19 protein-coding genes are annotated in these 17,699 nt (G+C 37.0%); 14 read left to right on the top strand and 5 right to left on the bottom strand.

Annotated elements, in window-relative coordinates; all coding sequences use genetic code 11:
• Positions 1 to 136: 136 nt before the first annotated feature.
• On the bottom strand, positions 137 to 1,081 hold the full coding sequence (locus tag CBM15_RS07835) for an EamA family transporter (RefSeq protein WP_087616915.1): 945 nt from the start codon (positions 1,079 to 1,081) through the stop codon (positions 137 to 139).
• Between the two features lie 187 nt (positions 1,082 to 1,268).
• Here CBM15_RS07835 and CBM15_RS07830 point away from each other — a divergent pair, with 187 nt between their 5' ends.
• Together CBM15_RS07830 and CBM15_RS07825 are read left to right on the top strand one after the other, a co-directional pair.
• Positions 1,269 to 2,066: an N-acetylmuramoyl-L-alanine amidase gene (locus CBM15_RS07830; protein WP_087616913.1), complete on the top strand. Its 798-nt coding sequence runs from the start codon at positions 1,269 to 1,271 to the stop codon at positions 2,064 to 2,066.
• Between the two features lie 64 nt (positions 2,067 to 2,130).
• Positions 2,131 to 3,033, top strand: coding sequence for a stalk domain-containing protein (locus CBM15_RS07825; RefSeq protein ID WP_087616911.1), 903 nt, complete (start codon positions 2,131 to 2,133; stop codon positions 3,031 to 3,033).
• 89 nt (positions 3,034 to 3,122) lie between these two features.
• Here the strand turns inward: CBM15_RS07825 and CBM15_RS07820 are convergent, their stop codons facing one another.
• Entirely contained in the window at positions 3,123 to 4,373 is a 1,251-nt protein-coding gene (locus CBM15_RS07820; RefSeq protein WP_087616909.1) for an MFS transporter, read from the bottom strand.
• 232 nt (positions 4,374 to 4,605) lie between these two features.
• Here CBM15_RS07820 and CBM15_RS07815 point away from each other — a divergent pair, with 232 nt between their 5' ends.
• On the top strand, positions 4,606 to 4,869 hold the full coding sequence (locus tag CBM15_RS07815) for a YqhV family protein (protein WP_420820144.1): 264 nt from the start codon (positions 4,606 to 4,608) through the stop codon (positions 4,867 to 4,869).
• 52 nt (positions 4,870 to 4,921) lie between these two features.
• On the opposite strand, the gene CBM15_RS07810 is transcribed toward CBM15_RS07815, so the two are convergent.
• Positions 4,922 to 6,154: an MFS transporter gene (locus tag CBM15_RS07810; RefSeq protein ID WP_087616907.1), complete on the bottom strand. Its 1,233-nt coding sequence runs from the start codon at positions 6,152 to 6,154 to the stop codon at positions 4,922 to 4,924.
• Between the two features lie 98 nt (positions 6,155 to 6,252).
• Complete coding sequence (locus CBM15_RS07805) at positions 6,253 to 6,879, bottom strand: LysE family transporter (RefSeq protein ID WP_014823720.1); 627 nt, start codon at positions 6,877 to 6,879, stop codon at positions 6,253 to 6,255.
• A gap of 233 nt (positions 6,880 to 7,112) precedes the next feature.
• Here CBM15_RS07805 and CBM15_RS07800 point away from each other — a divergent pair, with 233 nt between their 5' ends.
• From CBM15_RS07800 to CBM15_RS07745, 11 genes are all read left to right on the top strand, one after another.
• Positions 7,113 to 7,349 (top strand): hypothetical protein, encoded by a 237-nt coding sequence (locus CBM15_RS07800; RefSeq protein WP_087616905.1) that lies wholly within the window; start codon positions 7,113 to 7,115, stop codon positions 7,347 to 7,349.
• Positions 7,350 to 7,648: 299 nt separating this feature from the next.
• Positions 7,649 to 9,541 (top strand): N-acetylmuramoyl-L-alanine amidase, encoded by a 1,893-nt coding sequence (locus tag CBM15_RS07795; RefSeq protein WP_087616903.1) that lies wholly within the window; start codon positions 7,649 to 7,651, stop codon positions 9,539 to 9,541.
• 244 nt (positions 9,542 to 9,785) lie between these two features.
• Positions 9,786 to 10,226: a GyrI-like domain-containing protein gene (locus tag CBM15_RS07785; RefSeq protein WP_087616900.1), complete on the top strand. Its 441-nt coding sequence runs from the start codon at positions 9,786 to 9,788 to the stop codon at positions 10,224 to 10,226.
• Between the two features lie 21 nt (positions 10,227 to 10,247).
• The gene (locus CBM15_RS07780) at positions 10,248 to 10,658 is read left to right on the top strand and encodes a VOC family protein (RefSeq protein ID WP_087616897.1); all 411 of its coding nucleotides are present in this window, start codon (positions 10,248 to 10,250) and stop codon (positions 10,656 to 10,658) included.
• A gap of 217 nt (positions 10,659 to 10,875) precedes the next feature.
• Complete coding sequence (locus CBM15_RS07775; protein ID WP_087616895.1) at positions 10,876 to 11,778, top strand: ABC transporter ATP-binding protein; 903 nt, start codon at positions 10,876 to 10,878, stop codon at positions 11,776 to 11,778.
• Entirely contained in the window at positions 11,771 to 13,003 is a 1,233-nt protein-coding gene (locus CBM15_RS07770) for an ABC transporter permease (RefSeq protein ID WP_087616893.1), read from the top strand. Before CBM15_RS07775 ends, CBM15_RS07770 begins: the two co-directional genes overlap by 8 nt.
• 306 nt (positions 13,004 to 13,309) lie before the next feature.
• Entirely contained in the window at positions 13,310 to 13,609 is a 300-nt protein-coding gene (locus tag CBM15_RS07765) for a trypsin (protein ID WP_087616891.1), read from the top strand.
• 226 nt (positions 13,610 to 13,835) lie between these two features.
• Positions 13,836 to 15,032, top strand: a complete 1,197-nt coding sequence (locus CBM15_RS07760; protein ID WP_087616888.1) for a class I SAM-dependent rRNA methyltransferase — start codon at positions 13,836 to 13,838, stop codon at positions 15,030 to 15,032.
• 15 nt (positions 15,033 to 15,047) lie between these two features.
• Positions 15,048 to 15,236 carry a hypothetical protein gene (locus CBM15_RS07755; RefSeq protein ID WP_008403793.1) on the top strand — a complete coding sequence of 63 codons (189 nt, stop codon included), beginning with the start codon at positions 15,048 to 15,050 and terminating at the stop codon, positions 15,234 to 15,236.
• 123 nt (positions 15,237 to 15,359) lie between these two features.
• Positions 15,360 to 15,992: a TetR/AcrR family transcriptional regulator gene (locus CBM15_RS07750; RefSeq protein WP_087616886.1), complete on the top strand. Its 633-nt coding sequence runs from the start codon at positions 15,360 to 15,362 to the stop codon at positions 15,990 to 15,992.
• 76 nt (positions 15,993 to 16,068) lie between these two features.
• Complete coding sequence (locus tag CBM15_RS07745) at positions 16,069 to 16,803, top strand: glucose 1-dehydrogenase (RefSeq protein ID WP_087616884.1); 735 nt, start codon at positions 16,069 to 16,071, stop codon at positions 16,801 to 16,803.
• 265 nt (positions 16,804 to 17,068) lie between these two features.
• Here the strand turns inward: CBM15_RS07745 and CBM15_RS07740 are convergent, their stop codons facing one another.
• On the bottom strand, positions 17,069 to 17,644 hold the full coding sequence (locus tag CBM15_RS07740) for a copper resistance CopC family protein (RefSeq protein ID WP_087616882.1): 576 nt from the start codon (positions 17,642 to 17,644) through the stop codon (positions 17,069 to 17,071).
• Positions 17,645 to 17,699: the final 55 nt, after the last annotated feature.

The raw sequence follows: 17,699 nt of genomic DNA, 5'->3' as shown, positions 1-17,699 counted from the left end.
TGAATTGTTCTAATATAACCACGATAACATCTTAAACCCGCTTCCGAATTCTGCGGAAGATTTCGCAATTCCGACGAAGCCTCACAAATAAAAAAAGCGCCCGCACACTCAATGCGAGCACTTTCATTATCAAACGTCAATTGTCTACCATCGCATCCTCAGCATCATCCAGATCCTCAACCTTCTGCCGATCCGCCTTCAATGCTATATAGATCATCATCACCAAAATCAACGAAGTTCCGAGCCATTGGAATCCACCGAACGGTTCCTTCAGCCATAACACGGTTGCCAGAACAGCAGTTAGCGGTTCAATATTGCCAAGAAGGCTCGTTTCCTTAGCAGTAAGAGTTTGAAGGCTTTCAATGTAAAACCAGAATGCCAGCATCGTGCCAAAAATAATCACAATTACTAAATAAAATACTGTTGCGCCAGTCAAAACCGATACATCCACATCCCATGGAGGCTGCACAAAACTCATTGTCAATCCAGCAAGCAGCATCGCCCAGCCGACAACGACAAGTGAGTCGAATCGTTTTAAAAGGGGAATGACATAAAGCGTATAAAACGCAAGGGTCACGCCGGACAATAACCCCCAAAGAATCGCAGGCAGCGGCACAGCAAACGCGGAAAGTGAACCGTTTGTTAATAAAAAGAAGCTTCCGCTAAGAGCTAGCACAATCGTTACTGCATCTTTTTTCGTGAATTTGGATAGGCCACGCACTGTTACCCAAATAATAATCATAACCGGTGCCAAATATTGCAATAATGTTGCTACCGCCGCATTGCCTTCTTTAATCGAGGCCATATATGTGTACTGAACTCCCAGCATTCCTACAATTGCAAAAACGAGTAAGCGGAATGCATCCCGTCTTTCCCGCCAAATCTTGAAAATTTGCCCATGATCTTTAAATATTGCCTGGGCAATTAAAAGAAGAATCCCAGCAATGACAAGGCGTGTTGATACAAGCCAACTTACTTCAATGCCAAGAGAAAACAGTTGTTGTGCCATCGTTCCGCCGATTCCCCAGAAAAAACTGCCACTCACAACTAATAAAAATCCAATCATTCGTTTGTTTTTCATGCCTAACCCTCACACATTATGTATAATTACTCCATTGTAACGAATCAATATTCAAAATGCTATACAGTTTTTTCTGCGATCTATTACAACATGTAAAGTGAGGTTTTTATATTAATATAATAAAAATCGAAATGTCCCTTTTTCATTCCGCTATTGGAAATATAGATTGAAAAGGAGATGAATTAGGATGCTAACTATTAGTGCAGGCCATTATGGAAAGGGGACTGGCGCCTCTGGTTACATGGATGAAGGGGAGGAGACTATTCTGGTTGTGCAGGAGCTCGAGAATAAATTGCAGCAAAAAGGGATTAAGGTCACTACAATTATCGATAAACAATCTAAAAGCCAGAAACAAAACTTAGCGTATTTAGTTAAGCGGCATAACGCAACTGTACGCGAACTCGATGTCAGCATTCACTTTAATTCCGCACGAATTAAACAGAAAGAAGGAATTGGGACAGAAGTGCTTTATGTGAATCCCGCAATTTCTCCGTTTGCGCAAAAGATGAGTACCGAAATTGCGAAAGCGGGAATGTTTAAAAATCGTGGTGCCAAACACCGTACAAATTTGACATTTTTAAATGGCACAACGAAAAAGGCCATTATCATAGAAATATGCTTTGTCAATTCCGAGCAGGACGCAAAGTTATACCGATCAAATAAAGACCAAATAATTGAAGGAATAGCCGAGTCGTTAAGAAGCTATTTCCTGAAAACTTCACTTCAAATGACAACAAAACCTTCAACACTGGTAGCACCACCAACCCCAATAACACGAATGGATGCTCAATCAATCACAAGCAGGGCGTTACAGCAAAAAGTGGAAGAAATTTTTAATGATAAAGAAGCAGTACGTGAGCAACTTAAACAAGGCATTCGATTAGGTGCATTTCAGCCATTGTGGTTGGAAAAATTCGATCGTGGTACATTAACGTTATATGATTATATCGCACTTACAACATTGCTATATCAAAAAAATAACTAGAACGTGTAACCTTTTTTCCTTTAAATCGACTAATGTAGTGAAATTACCGAAAGGATGGAATGATATGAAAAAAATTGCACCATTAGCATTATCTGTACTCTTACTCGGAACCGTATCTGCTTATGCTGAGCAGCCAACAACAGAAGGGACTGAACAAGTGGAAAAAGCAGGTACATTTATCCAGCACAGAGGGAACATTACAGCAGTCGAGCAGCGGGAAAATGCCCAATTATTTACGGTCGGTCAAGATGACAATGTGTTCAACTTCTATGTAGATGACAAAACACTTGTTTTTGATGAACATGGCAATGAAGTTAAACTGAAAATCGGTGATACGATTTCACTATCCATTTATGCAGATCAGCCGATGATCTTAATTTATCCGCCGCAATATGCACCACCAGTCGTAATTGTTGAAAAGGACGATACAGCTAACTCAGTTAAGGTAGCGCAATTTGATGAAAACTTCTTAAGTGATGACGGAAAATTAAAGCTGAATTTAAATGAGGAATCAGTCATTATCAACACAAAAGGCGAAAAAGTGCCTGCGAAGGAATTGCAAAACTACAACGCGATTGTATTTTACGGTCCTACAACAAAGAGTATTCCAGCACAGACAGCACCTGAAAAAATTGTTGTGTTCCCAAAACTTGAAGAAGAAGTAGTAAACCCTGAAATCGCACCTGAAATACAGGCGATAATAGGTGAGGACTATAAAGAAGTCGATGGCAAAATCATGGTGCCGTTACGAATTGTTGCAGAAGAGCTTGACTTTAAAGTTGCTTCAACAGGAAATGGCGCAATCATCTCAAAAGGTGCATTGTCATACACAATTACACGTGGAGAGACAAAATATGGCCATAATCGTGCATTAAAACATTTTGACGTTGCACCAGCATTATTGGAAAAGAACAAAACATATGTAGAATATGATTTTGTGAAAGAGTTGCTGAACCACATTAAATAATTTTACGGGCTAAAATTCATTCCTTACGTGAATTTTAGTCTTTTTTTGCATGAAAAAGGTGCTTTGAATTTAAATCAAAGCACCCTATTTTAGTTGACCGAACGAGGCTGTTTCTTTATTAAAATTACAAATAAACTTGCCATTACGCAGCAAACGCCAGCCATAAAAAACGCCCAAGTATAAGTATTAAAATAGGAATAAAGCATACCTCCACCATAGGCAGCAGTTGCAGCACCTACTTGGTGGGAAGCAAAAATCCATCCGTAAATAATTGCGCTTTTATGTACCCCAAAAATTTGTCTTGAAAGATTGATGGTCGGCGGTACAGTTGCCACCCAATCCAATCCGTAAAACACAGAAAAAACAAGAATCCAAGTAAGATTGCCCTCCATTAACGCAAAAGGCAGCAAGACAAGTGAAGCGCCTCTAAATAGATAATACCAAAACAGAAGCCAACGATTATCAATACGATCGGAAAGCCAACCGGAAAGTGTCGTTCCTACCATATTAAAAACACCCATAAAAGAGAGCAAGGAAGCCGCAGTCACGATAGGGATTCCGAAACTAATGCAATAGGAAATAAAATGTGTCCCAACGAGCCCGTTTGTTGAAAAACCGCAGAAAAAGAAACTTCCTGCTAATAACCAAAATTCTTTAGCGCGTATAGCATCAGCTAACCCTTTAAATGCGATTACAATTGGATTGCCTTTTGATTGATCGTGCAAGACCTCTATATCCTCTGTCTGTCCATATGGAAGGATACCGATTTCTTTAGGTGTGTTTCTCATGAATAAGAAGATGATGAAAAACATTACTACGCTAATCGTTATAATTAAACCGATTGCCCAACGCCACGAGTAATTTTCGATAATTGTGGCTAAGACAGGGAGCAGTATTAACTGACCCATTGCAGTACTCGCGGTTAAAATCCCTGTCGCAAGTCCTCTTTTTTCTTTAAACCAATGATTCGCTACGTATGGACTTAAAACGGTTAAAAACAGACTGGAACCAAGTCCGATAATAACGCCCCAAATAATGATCAATTGCCATGATTGATTCATGAGGAAAATTAAAAGAAGGCCAATCAGTAATGTACCCATAGAAGCAAGCATCATTTTCTTTAGTCCGAATTTCTGGAGTAATGCAGCCATGAACGGACCCGCAAATCCGTAGAAAAACAAACTGATTCCAAAGGCTAGGGAAATCACCTGACGATTCCAGCCAAACTCTTGTTCAAATGGAGTTAAGAAAACTCCGGATGATGCCATCGCTATTCCGGCGGCAATAATGGAGCAGAAAGATATAGCGAGAATAATCCAGCTATAATGTATTTTTTTCAACTAAACACCGCCTTCATTTACTATATTGTAATTTTAAATAGAAATAGATCTTATGTAAATTGAATTTAATTATATTTTCTAAATAGTTGAAATAATTAAGGCTATGCTTGGGTGTTATAGATCCACCATTATCTTAAATATTATAGAATTTGAAAAAGTGTTTGTATAAATATATTTCTCGGGTTAGTTGCATATGTTAGGTAACAATACTAGCAAGGATGTGTTTACATTTATGGACAAGGCACTCATTATTATCATTGCTTTAAGAATTATGTCCGGAAGTATAGAGTTAACGGCTGCTGCATTAATGTTTAAATTCAATGATTTAGAAAAAGCCTTTTATATTAATACGCTACTTGCCCTAGTTGGTCCGGTCGTCTTAATTGTGACAACAGCACTAGCATTGCTTGGACTTGCAGAAAAAATTTCTCTCACACGTATAATTTGTCTTTTCTGTGGAATTTCCCTAATTCTATTTAGTTTAAAATCCGCATGAAAATATCCAATAAAAAAGGACCTATGCAGCTGTTGCTGTTAGGTCCATATTTTTATGCTGGTTCTTTTGATTTTCCGATTTCATCAACTTTAATGAACTTGAACACAAACAATAAAAGAACTAATCCTAATATACCTGCAGTGATATAGCTAATATTGAGATAGTTTTTCATGACGAGTGACATAATAGGCGGACCTGCTGCAACACCGATAAATCTGGCAGAGCTATAAAATGAAGAAACAGTGCCACGTAATTCTTTTCTTATATTATCTGTAATAATGGTGTCTAGAGCAGGTAATAATGCGCCAATAGCTATTCCCACTATGCTTGTTACAATTAATAAGAGGATTAGTTTTTTGCTTGTGTATCCAACAAAGACAATGCTGATAGACATTGCAATCAAGGAGACCACTATAATTTTCTTTATTCTGGATAAATCTCCTTTAATTTTCCGACCGGAAATATAGGAGGAAATGCAAAGCAGTAAAAGTGGGATAGCCAGTACAAAACCTTTCTTAATCCCTTTAATATCATGAACTTTTTCCAGGTTTTCTGATAAGAAAAATAACATACTGAATAATATAAGCATAACAAGGACTCCATTAAGGAATACGGTATACAACCATCTTCCTTCATCCTTGAAAACTTCTTTCGTATTACGTATAAATTGCTTAAATTTTAAAGGCTCATCCTTATCTTTAGGTACTTTTACAAAGAAAAAAATAAGTGCAATGGAAATTAGGCTGAGTGCAGAGATAGAAAAGAAGGGAAGAAACCATAAAATAGCAGCAAATACTGAGCCTAATATAGGACTCAACACTTTTCCGAACGTATTAGAAGTTTCTATTATCCCTAAAGTTGAGCTGATTTTCTCATCATCATCTTGATAGAGGTCACCTACAAGAGGCAAAACGATTGGCATGGCTCCAGCTGCACCAATACCTTGAATGATTCTGCCTATAATAATCATTGTGTACGGGTCATCCATCTTCCATGAAGCGAACCCGGCGATCAGCCCTCCGATTAAAGCTAATATTAGACTCGGTAATATTACGACTTTTCGGCCAAAGCGATCGGATAAATAGCCTGCTACCGGAATGAGAAAAATGGCTGCGACTGAATAGCTAGTAATAATCATACTCGACTGAAATGATGTGATCCCGACTTTGTCTTCTAATATGGGGAGCACAGGAATAAGCATTGAATTTCCTAAAGTCATGATGAGCGGGATAGAAGTCAAACTAACAATACACCATATACTTACATGATCCTTATTTTTATCCATTACCACACCTCGACTAATTTTGTTTTTCTATTTATTAAGGTATGGTTTCCTTTCGTGTTCATTTTATACACTCGGCTAATTGTGTAAATTACTCCAATTCAGAATAACAATTGAAAAGCATGCTTTCCAAAGTAGATTCCGAATCCGATCATAAATATAGATGAAATAACGGTTACAGTTTTTAACAGATTAATGGATAATAACTTACGGGCAATACTGGATAAGGATGAATAGAGAAAATCTACGAAAATAATGCCAAGTAAAATGGCTCCACTAATTAGTATGATGTCTAATCCTGTAGCGATTCCTGCTGTTTTCGCGAGGATAGAGCCATAAATTCCTAGCCAAAAAAGAATTGTTATTGGATTTAACAATGACATTAACAATCCAGCTAATAACGAATGTCTCAATCTAACTATTTTGCCGGTTTTAGAGTTCATTTCAATTTTATGTAGAGTGAGTAAGCTTTCTATCCCTGTATACAAAAGAACAAAGCACCCAAAAGACCATAGTATTGTTTGCAATAATAAAGAATCAATAAATTTCCCAACTCCAAAATAAACGACGAACATGTATACAATATCAGTAGTTAAGGCACCAAGACTAAAAAACCAGGCATGAAAAAAACCGTTCTTTAAACCTGTATTTAATAGGACGTTCTTAACAGGTCCAAATGTAGCGGCCATAGTTATGCCTAAAAAAATATAGGTAAAAATTGAATTCATGAATTATCCCCCATTAATTACATATTTGTGCATTTTATTCGAAAGTAAAGATTTTTAGGACTAGTAATAGGCAAAGCTGTTTATTTATTTTGAAGGGCACTGTAATTAATGGCGAAGGATGCATCTTTCGTTATTATATTTAATTTGAACTGGATCCCCATAGATTATTAAATGCATTTATTGTTATAATTTTAAAGTAAGGAAGAAATTAAAATCATAGGGGGGCACTCATTATGCAATTGGATAAAAATATGCAGGAAATGTTTTCAAACTTCATTTTACAACGCGTAAAAGAGGATAAGGTGGAGGAAGCAAAAGCATTACTTGCTGAAAACTTTAAAAAGCAAGATGAAGGTACTTTTACAAAAGATGATATCGAACAGTTTGTTCCGAAGATGATGGACTATTTAAAACCGGAAAAAATAGAAGAGATTCGAGCAATCGCAAAACAATTTTCAATCAAATTCTAAAAAATAATGACAAATTCATAAAAAAGTATAGATTTTTAAAGGATCCATTTGTTCGAAATATTACGAACTGGATTCTTTTTTTGTCTTATAAAAAACACCGACAATTCGCTCTATTATAACAATGTTAAATAGACTATTTACCCTTTACTTCTACCTTACAAACCTAAATTATTATACTATGTAATCTTTTTGTAACTAGACTGTAACAAGATTTTGACATTAAATATGGATTTACCTCTATTTTTTTCCGGTTTTGTACTATACAATGAGGGGGACAGCTTATGAAAGGATAGGGAACAATGAATCAAAAATTGATTACATTGGTTGTTGCAATCTTCCTCGTTTGTACACTAGCTGTTACACCGACATCAGCTAAAGTAGTATTTGCAGATGTTGCGACAACCGATGCCACTTACGACGAGATCCAGTATTTAATTAGCCTAGGGGCAATTAAAGGATATCAGGAAAAGGGCAAAACGTACTACAAACCCAACATGAGTGTGACGCGTGCACAGGCTGCGAAAATGGCGGTTATTGCTGCAGGTAAAAGTCCACTAAAAGTAAGTAATTCCTCGTACACTGATGTTAAAGTCGGGACTGAACAATCGACATACATCGAACGTGCACGTCAACTTGGATTATTTACTAAAACATCAGGGAAATTTTCTCCTAATGCCACTTTGTCTCGTGAAGAAATGAGTCACGTTTTATCAATCGCATTTAATTTAAATGTAAGTGACTATAAAGATTTACCGGTGTACTTCCCAGATGTATCGAGTTCGAATACATATGCTCCGTATATTAAAGCAATCTACTATAATGGGATTACAAAAGGTAGTGACGGCAAATATATGCCGAAGGGCTCGGTTACACGTGCACAGTTTGCATCATTTATCGCGCGTGCAAAAAGCGATGAATTCCGACTTGCCTTACCCGAACAGCTTGAGTCAGTTGATACGACACAAGTCATTGGTCTTGTATCAGTAACAACAGATGGCTTAAATGTTCGTACAAAGCCGACAACATCAAGTTCAGTGATTGGCAGAGTAAATACGGGTGGTAAGTTATCGGTGTATGCTGTGGAAGGTAATTGGTTAAAAGTTTCTTATCAAGGTTATTACGGCTATATAAGTAAATCATATGCCAAATTCCTTGAACAGGACGGCAGTGCCATTGGACCATCATTAAAAGCTGTCAAGACAAATACAGTTATTAATTTGTATTACAAACCGACATCGTCATCTAAAAAAATTAGACAAATTTCTGCCGGCTCAACATTGTCAGTCTATAAAGAAATTGACGGTTATTATTTAACAACAGTAAGCGGAATTCCAGGCTATATTGTAAAAAATAGCACAACGGATGTAGGTGGTTCAATTGTGAATCCACCACCAACAGAAACGGATTCCGACAATAACGATCCTGTCGTTACATCCGGCACAACGGGTAAAGTAACGGTTGCAAGTTTAAACATGCGCAAATCGGCTTCAGGATCATCAGCGACAATTAAAAAGTTATCAAAAGGATCAGTAATTGCGGTTCATTCCATTGATGGCTATTGGGCAAAAGTGACAGCGGGCAAAGATACAGGATATGTGCACAAATCGTATATAAAACTAGTAAACGAAAAAGGCAGCCCTATCAAAGACCGTATTATTATTTTAGACCCAGGGCACGGTGGTAAAGATCCAGGTGCTGTGAACTCAGGTAGTACGGAAAAAGCGATCGTTTTAAAAGTAGGCAATCTTGTCAAACAAAAACTTGAAGCAAACGGCGCAAAAGTATTTACTACACGTTCAGGAGATACGTATCCATCCCTTCAGGACCGCGTGAAATTTACAAAGGACAAGTTCGGTGAAGTTTATGTAAGCATTCACGTAAATTCAGCGACATCTACAAGTGCGAAAGGTACGGAAACGTATTACAGCATTACAACAGGTGACCAGTATGAAGAGGATAAAAAGCTTGCGACGTATATCAATAATGAAATCGTCAAAAATGCGGATATGAAAAACCGAGGGGTAAAAGAAGCACAGTATTATGTGACACGCAATATGATCATTCCTTCTGTATTAGTCGAACTTGGGTTCATCTCAAATGCAGAAGACCGTAAAAAATTAATCAATGACAAGTATGTAGAAATCTATGCACAATCTATTTACAACGGAATTGTTGATTACTACAGAAAATAAAATATGCTGTTCAATGGCTTAGTTCTTTCACAAGGACTAAGCCATTTTTTTTTGCTCAAATTAATATTTATTATCTAGTAAAATATGGTAAAATTTATTTAAAATTAAAAATTCTTTTAAGGAGGATGAAATGAAGCAGTCCATAAAAATAATCCTGTCAATCGCTATTGTTTTTGGTATTTATTATATATGGAATCAATATGAAATGTACCAGATTTCTAAAGAGCTAAATGAGGTGATGTAAATGTTTAAAATGATTAAAAAAGAATTCAAGCTGGTTGGTTTAAAAGGCAGTGGGGAGTATGCAAACTTTGGAATTGAAGTACCAAGGCTTGCGAAACATTTATTAAGCCGTTCTAGTGAGATTGACTTTCCGACTGAAAGTGAAATTGCTTTGTATGAACCTAAAAAGAGTGACGATCATACGACGGGGAATTTTTATGTTGGATTAATTGTTAAGGTGAGAGTAAATAACCCCCCGCAAGGAATGGAGTATATAGAGAAGAATAACTATTATATTACGACAAGAGGAAACGTTGAGGACCTGGAAGAGCTTCATAAAAATTTGCTGAACTGGGGAAGAGAGCAAGGTTATAAAAGAGATCTTGATCTTTATATTGTCGAAACTTATCATCCTGTTAGCAAAGGGGAAGAAGTTGAAATCTACTTGCCAATTATTGCTTAGAACTGGACTTGGGGGGACAAAATGGGTGGGAAATTAGTGAGAGTCGGAACAACTTACATACCGGTAACGGATGTGGAACGATCTTCTGAATGGTATGTGAAAAACTTGGAAGCGACTTTAAATTATAAAGACAAAGATAAAGCTATTTTAAACTTTGCAAATCAAAGTTTCTTTCTAGTACATTCAAAAAAGAACGAAAGGGCCAATTTTATAGACAAATATGGAAAGGAGTGTTTCTCAATTACATTCGAAGTTGATGGATTCCAGGCGTTAGAGGCATTGCATCATGATTTCAAGCAAATCGGGGTAAAAGTCGGTGAAATTGAAAATCGGGGACATGCTGGAAAGAATTTCATTTTTTTTGATTTGGACGGAAATCAATTCGATGTTTGGAGTGAACTGAGCCCTGCTTTTAAAGAAAAATTAATTTAACGCCTTAACGAAACTTAGTAAGGGTGTATTCCTTGCTAAGTTTTTTACATAATAATGAATCTTTTCTTCGTCTGTTTCGTACATAAACATATTGGCGGATGAAATTGATTAGTATTTTTATAAGCAGTGCACATACATAAATTTTTTAGTTATTCAATAATTGTAATAATTACTATATAATGGAATTCGCTAGTTCTTAAAAACAGGAGGTACGCTCATGGTGTTACAACTGAAAGATGTGACGAAACGCTATCGTGATTTCGTTGCAGTAAATCGATTGAACTTTACAATTGAAAAAGGTGAAATATTCGGTTTGATCGGGCAAAATGGTGCTGGAAAAACGACTACATTCCGAATGATTCTGGATTTACAGGATACAACAGAAGGTACGATTACGTGGGATGGGCAGCCAATCAAATCGGTAAGCCGTGATTTTTTAGGCTATTTACCGGAGGAGCGCGGTATTTTCCCTCAAATGAAAGTGGAAGAGCAGCTTTACTTTTTCGGCGAGCTGCACGGTATGGATAAAAATGAGCTGAAAAAAGATATCGACTTTTGGATTGAGCGCTTTGATCTGGAAGAAAAACGAAATGTGAAAGCCGAGACGTTATCGAAAGGGAATAAGCAAAAGGTCCAATTAATCGCCAGCTTTATTCATAAACCGGCGTTTTTAATTCTTGATGAACCGTTTAGCGGACTGGACCCGGTAAACATGGAGCTGCTGAAAAATGCAATCCTGTATTTGCGCGACCAAGGAATGACGATTTTATTCTCGAGTCACCAAATGGATAATGTCGAGGAGCTATGTGACCATTTATGTCTACTAAAGCGCGGTGAATCCCTATTTTCAGGCTCGCTGCTTGATCTGAAAAAACAGTACGGTAAAACGAAACTGACGGTACGTACCGATAAAAACTTTGAAGAATTAAGTAAGTATCCAGGTGTGAATTATGTCAAACTGGAACGGGACTCACAGGCAGTACTGACACTTGAAGATGAATCATATGCACCTGAAATTTTCGAACTGCTTTCAAACGGTAATTATATTGAAAAGTTCAGTTTAGATTATTTATCACTGCATGAGATTTTCAAAGAGAAAGTAGGTGCCGGCCTTGTCTAAATTTAAAGTGCTTATTAAAAAATTATATAAACAAAAAATAACATCAAAATCCTTTATTTTAACAACATTGCTTTATTTAGTAGTGCTAAGCGGTTTTATGTTCTGGTCGGAAATTAAAGACCTCATTTTCTCTGGAGATGCCGATACAATCGCAGTTATCAATGAAACTGATTTTGATATAGCGCAAGTACTGCAAGATACAGATGATGTGGAATATGTCTATGTTGAAGCAGGCGATGTCAAAGATAAATTGAAGGATGGCGATTATTATGCGGCCTTTACATTATCGGATGCAGATGGCAAGCTGGCGGCAAAAATTGAATCATTTGATCCGCTTCCGCTTAATGATCAGCAAGATTTCCAAGGTTCATTAAGTCAGGCAGGTCAGCTGTATGCAATGAGTCAGATGGAATTATCACCGGAGCAGCAACAGTTACTATTGTCGTCAGAGCCGGTCATTACATTAAATTCATTGAATGAAGCTGCAGATGACGGTAAATCCGCTGAAGAAAAAATGGCGGGCGTTTGGGTTTCGTATGCGATTGGAATTATCATTTATGTTTTTGTCGCATCATATTTATCAATGATTACAACAGATGTTGCTTCGGAAAAAGGGTCACGTGCATTGGAAATGTTATTAGTCAGCGTGAAGCCAGAAGTGCATTTCCGTTCAAAAATTGTCGGAGTATTTTTAGTTGCTCTTACACAATTCGTCATACTTTTCGGAGGACTTTTATTACTGCTTCGCTTCTCAGATGGCGGAAACAAATGGTCAATTGTAACAGATCTGCTTGATTCACTGTCGATAAGCTACTTCCTGTATATAGTCGGTTTCTTATTCTTAATGATTTTCATGTATTTAATAATCGGCGCATTATTCGGTTCCCTAGTGTCAAAAGTAGAAGAAGCAGGGCAAGTAATGATGCCGGCAATGATGCTGACACTCGTTGGATTCTACGTAATGCTGACAGGTATGGGTAATCCGGATACTATGCTGATCAAAGTATTTTCGTATATTCCATTTACTTCAGGAATGGTCATGCCGATGCGTTTAGGTGCAACAGATATGAATGCAATTGAACCAATTATTAGCTTCGTTATTTTAGTTGGAACAGTATTGACACTATACTTCCTGAGTCTGTCATTCTATAAACGAAGTGTACTGACATATTCATCAGGCGGTATTATAGAAAAAATGAAAACCGTATTTAAAGTAACAACGTAACTTTTAATATATGCTCCTCATTATATGGACAGAAAACCTGTTCATCTTAATGAGGAGTTTTTTCTTATATTTCCTAATAGAAAAGATTAGTAAAAGAATAACTGGACAGCGAAGTAATGGTTGAAAGACAGGTACTATTATTTCCCGCAAATCGGTACTAGTGTCCGGGGATTTTCGGATACCCAAAGAGTAGTGCTTATTAACTAAATACACAATGGGTATTACTTCACAAGCGCATTTTTTGCTCTACAAAGCAGGATTATCATATAAAATGTCGAATTTAGGTAAAAAGAAAGGGGTACTAATATGCATGAGAATAGCACTGAATATTTGAAGGTTAATTTATTTATGACTTATGATGAAATATCAGAATACATATTGGTGATATTTGACAAGCGTGAATTAACTGTCAAGATATTATATTACAAAGGGAAAGATGACGAAATAACTACCATAGATGTAGAGAAATTTGAAGTTGTAGAAAATTTTACAGCTTTAAATATAGAAGAAGCAGAGCACAAGTATTCTGAGTGGAATAATGTAAGTGTAGCTGTTCAAATGATTTCAGAATACTTGAAATCGAAATTACTAATCAAAACAGAATAGGGATTAAAATTCCGAACTGAAAAAGTTCCTGAAAATAATAGTACTTTCAATAGTACGGGTTAAATGGCTCCTACTTGATTTAAAAAAGCAATACTAGTAAGCGTCAACTCAACATGCGAGTAGCTATTCGCAAGCTTTCGTAGTAAACTGATATTGTACGGAGAGATTTGTATTTAAAACAAGTCTCTCTTTTTTATGAACGAAAAACAGTAGTAAGGATGAAAGCATGAGAAAAAAAACAGAACTACAAGTAGATAGTAAAGCGATTAAGGATTTAACAAATGGCAATCCATTGATTTTAAAAGATACAGTTGTTATGCCGGAAGCGTCAATTGAAGAAGGTAGTCTTCTTCATTTAGTTGATAAAAGCGGCGGCTATATTGCAACTGGCTATTACGGTATTCAAAATAAAGGGATCGGCTGGGTTCTGACTCGTAAAGAAAAAGAGCAGATTGATGTGAAGTTCTTTACGAAAAAAATCCGTGAAGCTACTGAAAAACGTGCAGACTTTTTTGCCTCTGAAGATACAACAGCTTTCCGCGTGTTTAATGGTGAAGGTGATGGCATTGGCGGTTTGACAATTGATTTCTTTAACGGCTTTTATATGGTGAGCTGGTACAGTGAAGGAATTTATTCGTTCCGTACGGACATTTATGAGGCATTGAATGCAGCTGTCAATACACGCGGGATATATGAAAAACTACGCTTTGATACAAATGGTCAATATATCGATCAGGATGATTATGTATCAGGTGAAAAGGGCGAATTCCCGCTGATCGTTCAGGAAAACGGCATGAATTTTGCGGTTGATTTGAATGATGGGGCAATGACAGGGATTTTCCTGGATCAGCGTAATGTACGCAAAGCATTACGTGACCGCTATTCAACTGATAAGACGGTGCTAAATACATTCTCGTACACAGGTGCGTTTTCGGTTGCCGCTGCTTTAGGCGGTGCATCGGGTACGACAAGTGTCGATCTGGCAAAACGCAGCTTGCCGAAAACAATTGAGCAATTCAGTGTGAATGGAATTGACTATGAATCACAAGATATTAAAGTGATGAACGTATTTGACTATTTCAGTTATGCAGCTAGAAAAGGCCTGAAGTTCGATGTCGTTGTAGTGGATCCGCCAAGCTTTGCCCGTACGAAAAAAATGACGTTCAGTACGTCAAAAGATTATCCGAAATTGCTCAAGGATGCGTTAACTATTACAAACGATGGTGGCGTTATTATCGCATCGACAAACAATGCAAGTTTTAATATGAAAAAGTTCAAAACATTTATCGACAAAGCGTTTAAAGATTATGGTGCACACTATAAAATTTTAGAAGAGCACCAGTTGCCGGAAGATTTCACGGTGCCGCATAACTTCCCGGAATTCAATTATTTAAAAGTAGTCATCATTCAAGTGATGAACTAATCGGAGTGATATCTTATGAAATACAATAAAACAACGATGCTGAAATTAATCAACGAGCATCGCGAACTGCATGACGAACTGAAAAAACTGAAATCGGAAATGGGACTGGAAAAAAACTTCGCCGTTAAAGCGCTGTACCATTCAGCTGTGGCGGAAGATGGCCCATATATGAAAGATTATCAGGACTTGGAACGTTTACGCTAATACACGCACCGCAACGATTGAATACAATTGTTGTGGTGTATTTTTTTGGATCTTACCATAAAAATAAGCGTACATTATCATGATACAATACAGCTATAATATGTAAAATTGAGGGGAATACTATTGAGCATTAGAGAACAAAGAAAACAACAGCGCAAGGAACAAATAATTCAGGCAGCAAAAACATTGATGTTAAATAACGGAATTCAGCAAGTTCAATTACAGGACGTTGCAAATGAAGTAGGGATTGGGATCGCTACATTTTATCGTTATTTTGCGAATAAGGAATTACTCGTTTTAGCTATTAATAATGAAATTACCAGTCAAATGACAAATTCTATCCGGAAAATTGCTAATGAACCTTTGACAGCTTATGAACAGATTGAACGAATATTAACTTATTATATTGAGTTAATCGATGACCCGCAGCATCAATTTGTGAAGTTTTTTAAAGCGTTCGAAGCATATAAACCGATATCTGAAGAGACGGACGAATACAAAGAATTTGTAGATATTCGAAGAGAAATGGCTAATGTTTTGTATTCTATTGCAGAAAAAGGAAAGGAAGACCAATCGATCCGAGCAGGCATTGATATTCCGGAGTATGTATTTACAGTTGTTCAAAATATAAGTTACTTTACTGTAGAATCCTATTTGACCGAGCATGACCCTAATCTACCTGTGAAATTAGATCCTAAAAAGCAGTTAAAGCTTATTAAAGAGATGTTTTTACAATTCATAGCTACTAAAAATTGACGGACCGATCAAACATTGTTATTGTTAGTTTTAGATAGTGATAGTTAACTATCATATTTTTGAAAGGGTGATTTTAATGTCTCGATTAACAGGTAAAGTAGCAATTATTACTGGTGCTGCTCAAGGTATGGGTGCTACCCATGCGAAGGCTTTTATAGAACAAGGTGCAAGAGTAGTTTTAACAGATTTAAATGAAGAAAAAGGGGAAGCGTTTGCTGCAGAATTAGGCGGAAATGCAATCTTCATAAAACAGAACGTTACTTCTGAAGAAGATTGGACAACCGTTATTGCGAAAGCAGAAGAAGCATTTGGTCCCGTAAATGTATTAGTAAACAATGCTGGAATTTCGATGAATAAAAACATGCTGGAAATGTCTTTAGATGAATACATGAAAATCGTCAATATTAACCAAGTATCTGTTTTCTTAGGAATGAAAGCAGTCGCTGCTTCAATGATGAAAGCTGGTGGCGGTTCAATCGTCAACATTTCTTCAATCAACGGCTTAGTTGGTGGTGCTGTAGGTTATACAGATACAAAGTTTGCTGTTCGTGGTATGACTAAAGCAGCTGCATTAAACTTGGCGCCAATGGGTATTCGTGTAAATTCAGTACACCCTGGAGTTATTGCAACACCGATGATCATGCAGGAAGATGCAAAAGCAGCTATTGAGGAATTTGCAAAGCATATCCCGCTGAAACGCGTATCACAACCAGAAGAAGTATCTCAATTAGTAGTCTTCTTAGCATCAGACGAGTCAAGCTACTCAACAGGTGCAGAGTTTGTAGTAGATGGCGGAATAACAGCACAGTAAATTGTTAAAAGAGGGTGGGATATAACCCAAAATTGCCATTTTTCTCAGAGAGAAAAATGGCAATTTTTTGCTGAACGTAAAAATTGATTTCCATTTCGGGACGCTTTCCGCGGGCGTGGCCTGAGCCTGTAGTCTCAGGCGTCACGCTATTCCCGCAGGAGTCGCCCTCCATTCCAATCAATTTTATAAAATATCGGTTTCTTAATAAAGATTTTCTACTTATTTAATGGAGTCTTTACTTCTGTCCCGACCTCTTTTATTTGTTTTATTTCTTCGTTTTCTTAACTAACCATCTCTTATAGCTGTACATCGTAATCACAGTAAGTATTAGTACAATTAGGGCAGTGACAATGATGAGTGTCCAAAATGATCCTTCATCTTCCTCATCGGAATTCGTCTCATCTTTTAATGTATCGACAAGTGAATTAACATCGTTTTCAATCTTCTCTGTTGTATCTGCAGCGCTGTCCTCTTCTTTATTCGTCTTAGGCGCATTTACTTTAAATGCAAACGAACCCGTTAACGGATGTCCATCCTCACTAATACTATCCCATTCAACTGTATAAGTGTCATTTGGAAGGGGATCAAGCATAATTCCGGATAGGACACCTTCATTTATTGAAATAGAATGAATCGCCATTTCCTTCCCATCGCTTGCAATAACTTTAAATGTACTGCCTTCTTCAATTTTGCCCCCATACGCTAAATCAATTGTTTGGATATTTTCTGTTACAGTCTCACCTTCTGCAGGATTGGTTGATTCTAGATGCGTATGTGCGTAAACCCCAGGTACAAATAACAAAAAAACAGCAGCCAGTGCAAATAATATTTGTTTCATCATGTTAAAATTTCCCTTCAATTTATTTATCAGTAATGCATATAACAAAAATTGCTAT

The organism is Solibacillus kalamii (genome assembly GCF_002174535.1).
In the GTDB taxonomy this organism is placed as follows: Bacteria; Bacillota; Bacilli; order Bacillales_A; family Planococcaceae; genus Solibacillus; species Solibacillus silvestris.
This window is presented reverse-complemented; position numbering and strand designations above follow the sequence as displayed.